Origin of the sequence: Bradyrhizobium sp. YCK136, from assembly GCF_044570075.1 — a bacterium.
Taxonomy (GTDB): Bacteria; Pseudomonadota; Alphaproteobacteria; order Rhizobiales; family Xanthobacteraceae; genus Bradyrhizobium; species Bradyrhizobium diazoefficiens.
On sequence record NZ_CP172424.1, the window covers coordinates 3,655,646 to 3,668,864 of the forward strand.

The window sequence follows — 13,219 nt, forward strand, 5'->3', positions numbered from 1 at the left end:
CGCGAGGATGCGAAAGTGTGTCTGCGATGGGAATGCGAGTTGAAAGAGCGACGCCGTCTCCCACACTCCGTCATTGCGAGCGCAGCGAAGCAATCCAGAATCCCTCCGCACCCCGGTCAGCGTTGCCGAAGCGCGATGTGGCCACCAGCGTTCGCAGCAACCAAGTTCGGCGGCTATGGGTCCTGGCTTGCGCCAGGACGACAGCGAGGGTGTTGCCGCGGTCTTGCGCAAAACGCCGGTCCGAAAATGGCCGGGCTCGCCCGGCCATTTTCAACGTAGAGAACGACTTTGCTAAACCGGCTTGCCCGCATACGGCATCGATGCCGTCAGGCCGCCGTCCACCGGGAACGCCTGGCCGTTGACATACGAGGCTTCGTCGCTGGCCAGGAACAATCCCATCGCCGCGAGCTCGTGCGGCTGGCCGGGGCGCTTCAGCGGGTTGAGCTGGCCGATCTTGTCGGCGGTGCCGCGCTCCTTGGCGCGGTCGAAGATCGGTTTCGTCATGCCGGTTTCGATCAGGCCGGGGCAGACCGCGTTGATGCGCACGCCGGTGCCGGAGAGCGAATAGGCCGTGGTCTGCACCAGGCTGATCACGCCGGCCTTGCTCGCGGCATAGGGATGACCGCTGGCGCCGGCCTTGAGGCCGGCGACCGACGCCGTCAGCACGATTGCGCCGGACTGCTGCTTCACCATGTGCGGCATCGCGTGCTTCACCGCGAGGAACGGACCGATCAGGTTGACGCGCAGCACCTCCTGCCAGTGTTCCACGGTTTGCTCGCCGAGCGGGATGAGCCCGCCGGAGACGCCGGCATTGGCCCAGATCACGTCGAGCCGGCCGTGCGTCTTCACCGCCCTGTCGATGACGGCGATCACGTCCTTCTCGGAACCCGCATCCGCGACCATCGCTTCCGCGGCACCGCCGGCCTTCTTCACCTCCTCGACGGTCTCCTTCACCGCCTCGGTGCGATCGACCGCAATCAGCCTGGCGCCTTCCCTGGTGAACAGCAGCGCAGCGGCGCGACCGATGCCGCTGCCGGCGCCGGTGATGATGACGGATTTGCCTTGCAGACGGCCCATGCGTTTCTCCCTTTGACGCGTGCGCGACGCTTGCCGCGCGACGGAATTTCAAACAAGATTTCAAACGGTAAAGTGTCTTGAGACACGTTCACACCTGACGTACAGCGACATCACACGGGATGGAAGGGTTTCGATGGCAGGCGCAGACAAGCCGAATGTGGTCACGACACGGTGGTGGTGGGTCCGTCACGCGCCGGTGCGCAATGACGGCGGCAATATCTACGGTCAGAGCGACATCGCCTGCGACACCAGCGATACCTACGTGTTCAATGCTGTCGCCAAGGTGCTGCCACGCAAGGCGGTCTGGTATTCGAGCAATCTGATGCGGACGCATCAAACGGCCGAAGCGATCTGGGCGGCCGGCTTTCCAAGGCCTGCGTCCATGACGTGGGAAGCGGACCTCGCCGAGCAGAATCTCGGCCGCTGGCAGGGCATGAACCGCGCCCAGTTCATCGCCAGCCGTCCGGTCGGCACGAGCTGGTTCGCCGACATCAATGAGCCCGCGCCCGGCGGCGAAAGCTTCATGGATCTCTACCACCGCACGCGCCGCACCATCGAGCGGATCAACAGCGAGGCGGCGGGGCTGGACATCATCGCGGTCGCGCATGGCGGCACCATCAAGGCCGCGCTGGGACTCGCGCTCGACGGCCAGCCGGAGCGGGGGCTGTCGTTCGACATCGACAATTGCTCGGTGACGCGGCTCGACTATTTTGCGAGTCCCGAGCGCACGGTCTGGCGGCTGCCGATGGTCAATCAGCAGCCGTGGATCGCGGATGATGCGCACGCGGCGATGCATCAACTGGCGGGCCCGGAAGTCAAGAAGCTCGCCTGAGCAAGCTGTCATTCCGGGACGGTCCGCAGGACCGGACCCGGAATCTCGAGATTCTCAGGTGCGCAACCGCGCACCATAGTTCGATGCTTCGCATCGCCTCGGAACGACACTGAATACGTAAATCAATCTGGGAGAGAAACATGACCTTGTTCGACATGAAGGGGAAAGTCGCCGTCATCACAGGCTCGACGCGCGGCATCGGGCTTGCGATCGCCGAACGCATGGCCGAGCACGGCGCCAAAGTCGTGATTTCCTCACGCAAGGCCGACGTCTGCGACCAGGTAGCCAAGGGCATCAACGACAGGTTCGACAAGGGCACCGCTGTCGCGATCGCGGCCAACATCTCCTCGAAGGAAAATCTGCAAAACCTGATCGACGAGAGCAACCGAGCGTTCGGCAAGATCGACGTGCTGGTCTGCAACGCGGCGTCGAACCCGTATTACGGTCCGCTCGCCGGCATCTCCGACGATCAGTTCCGCAAGATCCTCGACAACAACATCGTCGCCAACAACTGGCTGATCTCGATGGTGGTGCCGCAGATGATCGAGCGCAAGGACGGCTCGATCATCATCGTGTCCTCGATCGGCGGCCTCAAAGGCTCGACCATCCTCGGCGCCTACGCGATCTCGAAGGCCGCCGATATGCAGCTCGCGCGAAATCTCGCCTGCGAATACGGCAAGCACAACATCCGCGTGAACTGCATCGCGCCCGGCCTGATCAAGACCGATTTCGCCAAGGCGCTGTGGGACAATCCGGAGAACCTGAAGGCCTCGACCTCGCGTTCGCCGCTGCTCCGCATCGGCATCCCCGACGAGATCGCCGGCGCGGCCGTGTTCCTGGGCTCGAAGGCCGGCGACTTCATGACCGGCCAGACCATGGTGATCGACGGCGGCGCGACGATCAGTTGACGCGATAGAGCGTCATCCCGGGGCGCGCTTAGCGCGAACCCGGGATCTCGAGATTCTCAGGTGCGCAATTGCGCACCATCGTTCGATGCTTTGTATCACCCCGGAATGACCCTTCGGGTCAATCCACCGCCGCGTAAACCAGATCCCGCACCAGCGTGCGCGTGTAGTCGCGCTGGCCCGGACCCTGGCTCATGAACACCGCGAGCAGATCCTCCTTCGGGTCGATCCAGAAGAACGTTCCCGCAATGCCGCTCCAGAAATACTGGCCGACGCTGCCGGGGAAGGGCGCGATGCCGGCCTCGCGGCGCACGGCGAAGCCGAGGCCGAAGCCGTGGCCGGGCGAGAGCAGGGTGCCGTTGGTCTTCACCTCGGGCCCGAGGTGGTCGGAGGCCATCAGCTCCAGCGTCTTGCGGCCGATGATCCTGTTGCCGTCGAGCGTGCCGCCGTTGCGCAACATCAGCGCGAAACGGGCGTAGTCCATCGTGGTGGAGACGAGGCCGCCGCCGCCGGATTCCATCACCGGCTGCTCCAGCATGTTGAACAGCGCGACCTTGTCGCCGGTCCAGGGATCGGCCGCGAGCGGTTCGGCGAGCCGGCCGGCATTGGCCTCGGATGTCGAGAAGCCGGTCTCGGCCATCTGGAGCGGCGCAAGCACGCGTTCGGCCAGGAAGGTGCCGAGCGAATTGCCGCTGACGACCTCGATGATGCGGCCGAGGATGTCGGTGGAGCGGCTGTAGTTGAACTCGTCGCCGGGTTGGCAGACCAGCGGGAAGCTCGCCACCAGTGCGGCGTGCTCGGCATTGGTGATCTTGCGGCTGCGCACCCGCGAGTCCTGGTAGATCTTGTGCACGGGCCCGTCGCCCTGATGCTCGTAGGTGAGGCCAGAGGTGTGGCGGAGCAGGTCCTGCACCGTCATCGGCCGCTTCGGCGGAACCAGGTCCAGCTTGCCACCGCTGACGATCCCGACCTTCTGGTCGGCAAACTCCGGAATGAACTTGGCGACGGGATCGCCGAGCAGGAGGTGGCCGTCCTCGACCAGCGCCATGACGGCGACGGAGACGATCGGCTTGGTCATCGAGAAGATCCGGAAGATCGAATCAAGCGCCATCGGCGTTGATACGGCCGGGCTCTGGCGATCCAGCGCCTCGAACCAGCCGACCTGGCCGCGGCGGGCCACCAGCACGGTGATTCCAGGGACGGTGCCCTTGTCGATCTCGCGCTTGAAGGCGTCCGACATCGCCTGGAGGCGCGGCCGCGACAGGCCCAGTGTCTCGGGCTTGGCCTCGGGCAAAGGCGGTGTTTTCGGCGCGGTTGCGGGGCTAAGGGCGGCTGTCGCGGTCATGGTCACTCCCGGGGGCACATTATTATCGGGAGCGAAATGTGGCCCAGAAGGTGCGGCACAAACAAGCGAAGCGGGCGCGCTTCTCCCTTGCAATCCGGCCGTCCCCTGTGCTTGAAAGCGGCCGTGATCCTAAGGCGACGCAGGGTCCGTAGGAGTGTAGCTCAATTGGTAGAGCACCGGTCTCCAAAACCGGGGGTCGCAGGTTCGAGCCCTGCCACTCCTGCCAGCGAAATCAACCACTTAGACTAGATACTGGCGGGATGGGGCAAGATTGCCCCGGCAGGCGCTCGCGGTCGCCCGCAGCGATGAGGGCCTCGGCCGGGGACTAGCGTGCGGGGGTCCGTCCGGCGTCAACCGGAACCTGATCGCGATCGACATCCCGGATGGGAACGCGGCGGAGCAGCGAGACGATGGTCCCGATGAGCTCCAAATAGGTGCGCAGCCGCAGCGCGCGCGATGACCCCTTCAACTCCGCGTTCAGGCTCACGGGGACCTGGACATAGGTGAGGCCGAGTTGGAGCAGCGAGATCAACGCGCAGATCTGATAGCCGTAGCCGTCGGCCCTGACCGCGATCTGGCGCAGCCATTTCACGGGGTAGACGATCATGCTGTGGTAGTCGGACAGCCAGAAGCCGAACATGCAGTTCAGGACGAAGCGCAGCGAATGCGACTGGATCGAGCGGTTGACGGAACGGTCCGACTGGTTGTCACGATAGGTGATCACCATGTCGGCGGCGCCAACCGCCTTGAACATCCTGGCAATGCCTTCGTTCTGGAAGGCATGATCGCCGGGGATCAGGGTAATGGCATCGAACTTCGCGCGTGACAGGGCGTATTCGAAGCCGGCGCCGACGCCTCGCCGCTCGGCGTTATGATGAACGGTGATCCGCCGGTCGCTGGCCGCGAATTCGTCCATGATCGCGCCGGTGGCATCGGTGCTGCCGTCGTCGATCAGGAAAATCTCGAAATCGTCCAGCAATTCGCGGGCGAGCGGCAACACGCCGTCGATGGTGTCGGCGATCTTGTCCTGCTCGTTCAGCGCAGGGATGACGATCGTAAGACTTTTTTCCGCCCTGGAAGGTGTCATCACATACCGCCGTCGCCGGCCACTCAGTACTGTTGGAACCTCACCTGCAACGCTAGGTGATCAAAATCCGGCCAACAATATCGGTCCAGTCAATCAGGTCAACGCAACTGCGTTGCATTCGGGCAACTAGTCGGCAAAATCGTAGAGTCCGGTATCGCCGATGCCGAAGGCACGCCGTAGCCGCGCGATCCGTTTTGCCATGGTCTGTCCGGCCGCCGTCGCGGCAAACCGCGGATCGACCTGCTCGACCAGACCCCCGTCAATCAAGATCTTGGCCCGTCCGCGGAACAGTGCTGGAACTTGCCCTTCGACGACGTCCGACAGCGGAGCCGTCCGGTCGGGCCGCTCGGCAAGACCCAGCAGGATGTCCAGCGAGACCGATTTGTAGACTGCGCCGAAGGCGAAAACGTAACCCATGACGCCAAAGCCGAAAATCGATGCGGCGTCCCAATAGCGGAATTGCGGAAGGATCAGGACGCCGAGCAGCACGCCGAGAAGATGCGCAACGACTGCGGCGATCGCGAGCACGATCACCGGTGCCAGCGACCATCCCCGAGCGCGAGCGACGAACTGCAGGACAGGCGCCAGCACGGCAAATGCGACGGCAGCGATGAGACCGACAGCAAATGACATCGTGTCGCTATCCAAGACCCGTTGAGAAACGAACGAACTTGACGAGATGCGCCACCGCAAGTCCTTTGGCCGTCGGCGCCAATTTGCCGTCGGCTATCATCACCATCCCCGAACCGATCAGCAGCTTCAATCGATTGTGTGCGAAGGTGCCGAGATCACCCCCCTGCATGTAGGCCGCAGCCCATTGCTCCAAGGTGAGGGGAGATCCGGCCCGGACGAGTGCCGTGAGCAGCGTCAGGGTGAAGCCCCAGGCCAGCAGGCTGAACAGGACGTAGCAAAGCATCATTGCCGTCGCCAGAAGGAAGAGGCCGCTGACCACGTCGTCGAGAAGCCTTGGACCCGGAATTGCGATGCAGGCGATCACAAAGAGCACGACCACGCTGAGACAGCCCAGCCGAAAACGGCGGCCGGCGCCTCGAATGGCGGCGATACGTGCATAGCAAAGCAAGAGCAGCGGAAGCGCGGCACTGAGACAAATCGCAGTGGTCTGCGCCGGGCCCGGTAGGAAATTCATCGCGGAAATCGCCTCGGACGCCTCTGTGGTGCCCAGCCTGTACGGCGTCTATAGGAGGTCGCATTTTGGGGGTCAATGCCCGTCATCCGGCCCTTGCGGCGGTCGGGTGGGCGTGCGAATTCTTGCCGTCGATGCCATCTCTCTCCCGTCCCAGCACATCCGCAACGCTGCGCGCGACAGTCGTTCTGCTGGCGCTGCTGCTGGTCGCGCATGCGCCGATGCTGCTGAACGACGGCCTCTTCATGGACGACTGGCTGGTGCTCAAGCCGCGTCCGGATTTCGTGATCGACATCGATTTTCTCCTGAGCGCTGCGGGCCATCCGATCTTCTTCAGCTACGACACCTTCGCCAACTGGACCGGCGCGCCCATCGCCGTGATGGTGGCGCTGGCGCTCGCCGGAATTCTCCTCGGTGCGATGTGCCTGGCTCTGACCGCAACGCGTCTCGGTCTGCTTGACCGTGCGGAGGCGGTCGGCTTCGCGCTGATCGTCTGGACCTATCCCGGCTATCAGCTCTGGGCTGGCAAGGCGAACGCGGTCTACGTGTTTAGTTTCGGGCTGCTGTTCACCGGTGCCTGGCTGTTGACGCTCGCCTTCACTGCTCGCGGCCTGCGACGTGTTCTGCTTCGTGTCGCCGCTGCGCTCGTGTTCCTGCTGAGCTTCGCGCTCAACTCGACGATCGTGCTCTATGCCTTCATGGTGCTCGGCCTCTTCGTCGCGATATGGCGGGGCGGGGATGCGGCGCATGGCTTCGTTCGCCGCACATGGCTCGCGGCCTGGCGCTGCGCTCTGGGCTATCCGGAATTGATGGTGCTTCCTCTGGTCTATTGGGGCACGCTCAATATCTGGTTCAAGCGGATCGGCGCGTACGCGCAGCACTATGGCGCCCATTTTCCGACGCTCGGCGAGTTGGCGAGCGGCTGGAAGGCATTTTTCATCACGAGCTATTGGGACGTCGTGGCTGGCGCGCTCAAGATGATGATCGAGGTACCGGCGCCGCTCGGCGTTGCCGCACTTCTCGTCGGCGCCGCCCTATTGTTGTTGCGGTCCGAGACGGAGCCGACCACCGCGAAATATACGGTTGCCGCGCCGCTCCTGCTCGCCGTCGTGTTGTTTCTGGCCTTGTCGTTTCCCTATCTGGTCGCCGGCCTGCGGCCCTCCAGCTTGCACTTTTATGAGAGCCGTCATCTGCTGATGTTCGGCCTGCCATTGGCGTTGATCCTTCTCGGTCTCAAGCGATGGGTCGAACACGCGATCGGTCCGAAGGCAGCCTTCGCGGTCGTGCTGGGATTTGGATCGGTGCTGTCGATCGGCCTTCTGTGGGACACATACATCTTCATGCAGGCGAGAACCCTAAAACAAGAGGCCCTGGCGAACGAGCTTGTCAGCCGCGCCCAGCCGGCAGCAACGGTGTTCGCGCTCGATGACGGATTCGTCGACTACCCGTCGCGCCACGTGCCGTTCGGCTTCGCGGAGGTCACCGGCATGCTCCGCCTTGCCTGGGGCAATCAGCCATTTGTCGGCTTCGCCTTGCGCGGCGAGAGGTCGAGCGTTCTCCAGGACGTCGAACTGGCCCGGACAGCGCCAGGAAGTGCGTTTCATCATGTCGACCCGTCGGGCCCCCAGGCGACGATCTCGTTCCAGCCGGGGCCCGGCGCGGCGCCAAACTGGGTTCTGGTGCGCAAGTTCTATGCATGCCGGTTGCTGGCGCGCTGCGACATATCGCAGTTTCTGCATCAACTTACCGAGGTCACCATCAAGCCAGGGCCGATCGCGGGGATAACGCCGCTCGATCGCCCGAAAGCGGATGCGATGCCTAGCCGATGACCTGCCGCTTCCAGATCGCCTCGGCGAGCGCGATGTCAGCCACCGAATCTTGGCCGGACGCCAGGGGCGTTCCTTGTTCGACAATATCGGCGACGAAAGCGTCGGCCTGACGCCGAAACGCCCAACTCCCTTCGCGCACCAGCCGCGTGCGTTGTCCGCCTTGGTCGAGAATGACCTCCGCCTCCTGCTCGGCAAAGGGCGGGGGCAGTTCGATGGTCAATGCGCCCCGCTCGAAATCGATCGTCAATCCCTCGCGCCACGCACCTTCGGATCCATTCACCAGATCCAGCGCGCACGCGACGCCGTCGAAGTCGAGGGTTATGCGCGCCGCGCCCGCGATCTCGACGGTGCTTTCGGTGACTGCCGGCGACGATCCGAGCAGGTAGCGCGCCAGATTGATGATATGGCTGAACACGTTCAGAAAATTATCGTAGCCGGGCCGCATCGCGTTCGGCATCCAGTCGGGGCCATCCTGCCAGAGCTCGAGCCCGTCCGGCCGGGCTTCGCCGGTCATGACGAAATTGTCGTGCGATCGGCCAGTGTCGCCGCCGAAGCACCAGCCCCTTGCTCCGACAACGCATCCGAGCGAACCGTCTGTGCGCAAACGCGCCAGCTCGGCCAGCGCGCGCGCTACGCCGGCGTCGTGACGCTTCATGTAGCCGATGCTGTAGACGAGGCGCTGCCGCCGCGCAGCCTCGACCAGCGACGCGGCCTGAACCGTCGTGTAGGCCATCGGCTTCTCCGACAGCACGTGCCGGCCGCTGTTTAACGCGTCCAGCACGATCGGGCCGGTGGCGCGACGCTTGGTCACGACGACGACGGCGGATACCTCGCTGTCCGCGAGCAATTCCAGGTGCGTGCCGTAGACCCGCGAGATGCCGAATTTCTGCGCCGCGGCGGTTGCCAGGTCAGGTCGGAGATCTGCAATCGCAACGACGCGGCAGGCGGGATTGGCGACGAAATTGGCGAGGTGGCACATCTGGCCGACCATGCCCGTTCCGATGATGCCAATGCCTGGCCTCACTTGCTACGATCCCTCGATGCGCTTCCGGACGACGAGGAAATGCGCCGGCTGCCCCCAGGTGTCGATGAACGCCTGGTCTGACTGGGTGAGGGCGGCGATCGCGGACGCATCGCGCCGTCCGATCGCGCTGAAGATGCGATGGAAACTGTCGAGCGTTGCGGTGATGGCTTCGATGTCGGAAGCATCGTCGGCGAGAATGTCCGTCGTCAGGATCGTCTCGCGTAACGAGGCGAGGCTGGTGATCACGCGGGGCAGGCTGTCGCCGAAGGGCTCGTCGATCATCCTGTCCACATCGAGCACCAGAGCTTCGATCGAAGCCGAGATCGCGCTCACCGCGTCGGCCTTGCCGACCAGATAAAGCTTTCGTCCCCCGAGGAAGCTCAGACGGCTGCGGTCGAGATGGCGTGTGGCGCGACGCAGTTTCTCGTCCGCCGACAGGACCTTCTTGTGCCAGTAGACGTCCAGGCTGTCGCGATAGGCGGGCCATGCCGAATGGATGTCGAACCCCTGCTCATGCGCCGCCGTACAGAGGGCCTCCGCATCGAGGAAGTAGCGGTACCGGACGAACGGATTCTCGAGCACGTCCATCAGCCAGGATTCGAAGCTGCGGGTGTGCGGAATGCTGTTCCACTTCGGCTCGAACAGCAGCTTCGCCGTCTCCAGCGCGGGGCGGCCCGTCAAGACCTTGCCGGCGGCATGGATCGCCTTGAGTGCGAGCTCGAAGAAGCCGCCGTAACGTTCGTAATAGGAAACGACGGCGTAACCGTCCGGATTGAGCAACCGATGGAAGATGCCGAGCCATTTTTCGCTCGGCTGCACCGTGTAGATGAACCCTTCGGCGTCGATGACGTCGAAACGGCGGTCGCTGCGAAACCCCTCGACGTCGGACAATGCGAGTTCGCGAAGATGTTCCGCCTGGCCGAAATGCGCGAAGTAGGCCTCAATCTTCGGGTGCGCATGCCGGTTCGGTTCGGCGAGCGTCATGTTCGCGCCCCAGCCGGCAAACACCAGGGCGTTCTCACCGGAGTCAGGACCGAATTCGAGAACCTCCGCATCGCGGAACAGCCGCGCAGGCAGCACCAGCTTGTCCGAAAAAAGCTCGCGACGCTGGCCGGCGTAGGCGGTGAGTTCGGCAGAGGATTTGAAATTGCCGAACGTCGGCAGGATGTCCTGGCGTTCGTAGTAGTTGAAGAGCTTGTCGTCAGCCATGCTGCGACCCTGCGGCCGCCTCGAGGCGATCGAGCTCGCTCCAGATATCGGACGGCGCGAAGATGGGGACGATGTGCAGCGGACGCTTCACGTTTTCGCGCAGCCGGCTGCTGACCTTGGCTTCGTTCTCCTGGTTCACGGCAAGAAGGCAGACGAGCGGTTCGGACTTTCCAGCGAGATCCTCGGGCGATCGGATCGGAATCCCGGTGCCGGGCAGGAACAATCCCTGACGCTCCTTCTGATCGTCGACCGAGAGATCGACGAGATCCGCAAGTTCGTGGGCATTGGTGAAGGTGCAGGCGCGGCAGCCCGCGCCGTAGATGGCGATCTCGGCGCCGCTGGCGCGGGCCTTGGCGAGAATCGGTCGCAGGCGGGCGCCATACTCCCTCGCGCGCTGGCCGAATTTCTCGCCGACGCCGGCGGGGGCGGGCGGTGGCGTCACGTCGCGCGTCGCACGGCGGGCCGCGATCGCGAGGGTGCCGCCGCTGAAATTGTATTTCTTCACGGACACCGCCTCGAAGCCGTGGCGCGCCAGCAGCGCGACCAGGGTCGGCTCGGTGAAATAGCTGACGTGCTCCTCCCAGAGGACTGAGAGGTCGCCGGCCGTCGAGCCGGGCGCGAAATCCGGCACGTCGATGAACAGCAGCCCGTCGTCGCTGAGCGCGATCTTCACGCAATCGAAAAAGTTCTCGAAATCGACGATGTGCTCCAGCACCTGGCGCGAGACGACGAGATCGAACTTGCCGGCCTGCGCCACGGCGTCGTGACACATCGCAGGGCTGATCATGTCGGCATAGACCTTGATGCCGCGCTCGCGGGCGATCTTGCCCGACACCGGGTTGGGCTCCACGCCGACCAAAACCTTCGCGCCGCGCTCGCGAAGCTTGTCCATGAACAGGCCGTCGTTGCAGCCGATCTCGAACACGGATTGATGGCTCGAGAATTTCGCGATGGTATCGAGCTCGTCGACCTGGTGCGGCTCAGGCTTCCAGCTGCTGAAATTGTAATTGAACTGGCGATACAGGATGTCGGGATCAATCGGCTTGACGATCTGCGGCAGACCGCAATCGCCGCAGGCGAGCACCTCGAACGGATACCGTTCCTCCTGCTCGTTCCGGCTGTGCCGAAGCCGATGCGCAATCGGCATCTGCCCGAGGTCGATGACCGGTCGCAGGTTGGTCGAATGGCAGAGGCGGCAATGGTCGGTCACTGGTTGTTCTCGCATTTGGCGGGTCTGACGGGGCGATTTTCAATGAAACCGGCGCGGCCCGCAATGAGATGGTCCCGGATACATCCAACCCGGGGTGCACGGCGCAGCCCTCTGGCCGTTGCGTCCTCAACCAATGCAGGTAGCAGTCGTCGGTAGGTCCCGCAAGACGCGCGGCAGTCCATTGAAGGGAAGCGGGTACGGCGTGGCTTCCGCCGTGTCGGCGGTCCCCAATGCGATCTTTCTGAAGTCGCGCGTAACGTAGGCAGCTTCATCGGGTAGGTCTTCCTCGAACGTTCAAGGCGGTATAGTCGAGTAGCGGTATCAGTCGAAATCTAACGTCCCGCCAGATGCTCCGCGGCGAGCACGCCAGTCTTCGCGACATAATCCTGAACCGCGGCGGCATCGCTGCCATCCGGTGCCCAGTCGGGAAAAGCCGTGCGGGAGGGGTCGAAGGGACCGGCGGTGGTTTCGTGAAACACCAGCCACTCCGAGGTGATCAGGATCGAGTGGAAGACCTGTTCGGGCATCCGGTAGTAGCAGCGCTTGCCCTGGCCGTAGGGCGCCATCTCGAGCACGTCGCGAATGCGGCCGTCATCCTCGAAGATCACGACCTGCGCGGAGCCCTCGATCACGTGAAACGATTCAGGTTTGCCAAAATGCATGTGGGGTCGCACATAGGCCTCGCGATGATGCACGATCAGCATCTCATGCAGGCCGGACGAGGGATCGGGATGCGTGCACAGCCGGCTGCGCAGGCGCGGGTTGCCGGCGGCAATACGCTTCAGCTCCGCGATCGTGGCGTCGTCCGCCGTGACGATGGCGTCGTCCGAATAGTAGACTTCCGGATTTTGCGCGCGCAGCGAAGTCGGTGGGCGCGGACGCGCCGTCTCATTCGAAGAAGATGAACCCATGGTCGCCCCGATAGCCGCATTTATCGTAGATCCAGGCCCATGTGTCCGGGCCATGGAAGCTCAGGCAGGTGAGTTGCCAGTAGAGGAGATTTGCCTTCTCGCGCTCGTTGCGGAACGATTCCACCATCAGATATTTCGAGGCGCCGCGTCCGACACGCTCGATCTCCGACACCGCGCGGAAGACGTCCTCGAGTGGAAGGTTGTGCAGCACGCCGAGCGACACTACGAGATCGAAGCTGTGATCGGGGTAGGGCAGCTCGACGGCGCTGCCGACCCTCAACTGCGGCCGCACGTCCTCCTTGGCGTTGGCGATGCCATACTCGGAGACGTCGATGCCGGCGATCGTGAGGTCGGGGACGAGTTGGGTGAACTCGTAGAGCAGATAGCCCTTGCCGCAGCCGACATCGAGCACGCTCATGCCCGGCTTGATGCCGTAGCGGTCGATCAGGGTCTGGGCGAGCGGGCGCCACCGTCCGTCGTAGCGATAGCCGCCATAGCCGTAACGGCGGTCGCCGTCCCAGTAGTCGCGCCCCCATTGCCGCGCCACGGCGGCGGATTCGGCCTTGTCATGCTCGAGCACGCGCTGAACGTAGTCCCGCTTGGTCGATGCGTGCATCGGCTGGAGCAGGTTGATCTCGGTCATGAT

13 protein-coding genes and 1 tRNA gene are annotated in these 13,219 nt (G+C 63.8%); 4 read left to right on the forward strand and 10 right to left on the reverse strand.

What is annotated here, in order from left to right:
- Window positions 1-291: 291 nt before the first annotated feature.
- Window positions 292-1,077: an SDR family NAD(P)-dependent oxidoreductase gene (locus ACFLEY_RS17285; RefSeq protein WP_028171367.1), complete on the reverse strand. Its 786-nt coding sequence runs from the start codon at window positions 1,075-1,077 to the stop codon at window positions 292-294.
- Window positions 1,078-1,210: 133 nt separating this feature from the next.
- Between ACFLEY_RS17285 and ACFLEY_RS17290 the strand changes: the two genes are divergently transcribed.
- Both ACFLEY_RS17290 and ACFLEY_RS17295 read left to right on the forward strand, forming a co-directional pair.
- Window positions 1,211-1,909 (forward strand): histidine phosphatase family protein, encoded by a 699-nt coding sequence (locus ACFLEY_RS17290; protein ID WP_060907983.1) that lies wholly within the window; start codon window positions 1,211-1,213, stop codon window positions 1,907-1,909.
- A 140-nt stretch (window positions 1,910-2,049) separates the two neighbouring features.
- A complete protein-coding gene (locus tag ACFLEY_RS17295; RefSeq protein WP_011088190.1) occupies window positions 2,050-2,817 on the forward strand; it encodes an SDR family NAD(P)-dependent oxidoreductase in 768 nt (255 codons plus the stop codon).
- Between the two features lie 118 nt (window positions 2,818-2,935).
- Here ACFLEY_RS17295 and ACFLEY_RS17300 read toward each other — a convergent pair whose 3' ends face one another.
- On the reverse strand, window positions 2,936-4,159 hold the full coding sequence (locus tag ACFLEY_RS17300; protein WP_211434200.1) for a serine hydrolase: 1,224 nt from the start codon (window positions 4,157-4,159) through the stop codon (window positions 2,936-2,938).
- Window positions 4,160-4,309: 150 nt separating this feature from the next.
- Between ACFLEY_RS17300 and ACFLEY_RS17305 the strand changes: the two genes are divergently transcribed.
- Window positions 4,310-4,385, forward strand: a tRNA-Trp gene (locus tag ACFLEY_RS17305).
- Between the two features lie 99 nt (window positions 4,386-4,484).
- Here ACFLEY_RS17305 and ACFLEY_RS17310 read toward each other — a convergent pair.
- The 3 genes from ACFLEY_RS17310 to ACFLEY_RS17320 form a co-directional block, all read right to left on the reverse strand.
- Window positions 4,485-5,246 carry a glycosyltransferase family 2 protein gene (locus ACFLEY_RS17310; protein WP_060907981.1) on the reverse strand — a complete coding sequence of 254 codons (762 nt, stop codon included), beginning with the start codon at window positions 5,244-5,246 and terminating at the stop codon, window positions 4,485-4,487.
- A gap of 126 nt (window positions 5,247-5,372) precedes the next feature.
- Window positions 5,373-5,879, reverse strand: coding sequence for a hypothetical protein (locus ACFLEY_RS17315; RefSeq protein ID WP_060907980.1), 507 nt, complete (start codon window positions 5,877-5,879; stop codon window positions 5,373-5,375).
- Window positions 5,880-5,886: 7 nt separating this feature from the next.
- Window positions 5,887-6,393, reverse strand: coding sequence for a hypothetical protein (locus ACFLEY_RS17320; protein WP_011088186.1), 507 nt, complete (start codon window positions 6,391-6,393; stop codon window positions 5,887-5,889).
- A 131-nt stretch (window positions 6,394-6,524) separates the two neighbouring features.
- Between ACFLEY_RS17320 and ACFLEY_RS17325 the strand changes: the two genes are divergently transcribed.
- Entirely contained in the window at window positions 6,525-8,219 is a 1,695-nt protein-coding gene (locus tag ACFLEY_RS17325) for a hypothetical protein (RefSeq protein WP_060907979.1), read from the forward strand.
- Here the strand turns inward: ACFLEY_RS17325 and ACFLEY_RS17330 are convergent.
- The 5 genes from ACFLEY_RS17330 to ACFLEY_RS17350 all read right to left on the reverse strand — a co-directional run bounded on the left by ACFLEY_RS17330 (window position 8,209) and on the right by ACFLEY_RS17350 (window position 13,216).
- Window positions 8,209-9,210: a Gfo/Idh/MocA family protein gene (locus ACFLEY_RS17330; RefSeq protein WP_249163310.1), complete on the reverse strand. Its 1,002-nt coding sequence runs from the start codon at window positions 9,208-9,210 to the stop codon at window positions 8,209-8,211. The genes ACFLEY_RS17325 and ACFLEY_RS17330 overlap by 11 nt on opposite strands.
- Before the next feature lie 36 nt (window positions 9,211-9,246).
- Entirely contained in the window at window positions 9,247-10,452 is a 1,206-nt protein-coding gene (locus tag ACFLEY_RS17335) for a class I SAM-dependent methyltransferase (protein WP_211434201.1), read from the reverse strand.
- Complete coding sequence (locus tag ACFLEY_RS17340; RefSeq protein ID WP_060907977.1) at window positions 10,445-11,662, reverse strand: class I SAM-dependent methyltransferase; 1,218 nt, start codon at window positions 11,660-11,662, stop codon at window positions 10,445-10,447. The genes ACFLEY_RS17335 and ACFLEY_RS17340 overlap by 8 nt, the downstream gene beginning before the upstream one ends.
- A gap of 332 nt (window positions 11,663-11,994) precedes the next feature.
- Window positions 11,995-12,573 (reverse strand): WbuC family cupin fold metalloprotein, encoded by a 579-nt coding sequence (locus ACFLEY_RS17345; RefSeq protein WP_060907976.1) that lies wholly within the window; start codon window positions 12,571-12,573, stop codon window positions 11,995-11,997.
- On the reverse strand, window positions 12,551-13,216 hold the full coding sequence (locus tag ACFLEY_RS17350; RefSeq protein ID WP_028171377.1) for a class I SAM-dependent methyltransferase: 666 nt from the start codon (window positions 13,214-13,216) through the stop codon (window positions 12,551-12,553). The genes ACFLEY_RS17345 and ACFLEY_RS17350 overlap by 23 nt, the downstream gene beginning before the upstream one ends.
- Window positions 13,217-13,219: the final 3 nt, after the last annotated feature.

Bases quoted from the DNA above. Each gene is read 5' to 3' on its own strand.
- ACFLEY_RS17285 (WP_028171367.1), bottom strand. From the start codon at position 1,077: ATGGGCCGTCTGCAAGGCAAATCCGTCATCATCACCGGCGCCGGCAGC.
- ACFLEY_RS17290 (WP_060907983.1), top strand. From the start codon at position 1,211: ATGGCAGGCGCAGACAAGCCGAATGTGGTCACGACACGGTGGTGGTGG.
- ACFLEY_RS17295 (WP_011088190.1), top strand. From the start codon at position 2,050: ATGACCTTGTTCGACATGAAGGGGAAAGTCGCCGTCATCACAGGCTCG.
- ACFLEY_RS17300 (WP_211434200.1), bottom strand. From the start codon at position 4,159: ATGACCGCGACAGCCGCCCTTAGCCCCGCAACCGCGCCGAAAACACCG.
- ACFLEY_RS17310 (WP_060907981.1), bottom strand. From the start codon at position 5,246: ATGACACCTTCCAGGGCGGAAAAAAGTCTTACGATCGTCATCCCTGCG.
- ACFLEY_RS17315 (WP_060907980.1), bottom strand. From the start codon at position 5,879: ATGTCATTTGCTGTCGGTCTCATCGCTGCCGTCGCATTTGCCGTGCTG.
- ACFLEY_RS17320 (WP_011088186.1), bottom strand. From the start codon at position 6,393: ATGAATTTCCTACCGGGCCCGGCGCAGACCACTGCGATTTGTCTCAGT.
- ACFLEY_RS17325 (WP_060907979.1), top strand. From the start codon at position 6,525: ATGCCATCTCTCTCCCGTCCCAGCACATCCGCAACGCTGCGCGCGACA.
- ACFLEY_RS17330 (WP_249163310.1), bottom strand. From the start codon at position 9,210: ATGGTCGGCCAGATGTGCCACCTCGCCAATTTCGTCGCCAATCCCGCC.
- ACFLEY_RS17335 (WP_211434201.1), bottom strand. From the start codon at position 10,452: ATGGCTGACGACAAGCTCTTCAACTACTACGAACGCCAGGACATCCTG.
- ACFLEY_RS17345 (WP_060907976.1), bottom strand. From the start codon at position 12,573: ATGGGTTCATCTTCTTCGAATGAGACGGCGCGTCCGCGCCCACCGACT.
- ACFLEY_RS17350 (WP_028171377.1), bottom strand. From the start codon at position 13,216: ATGACCGAGATCAACCTGCTCCAGCCGATGCACGCATCGACCAAGCGG.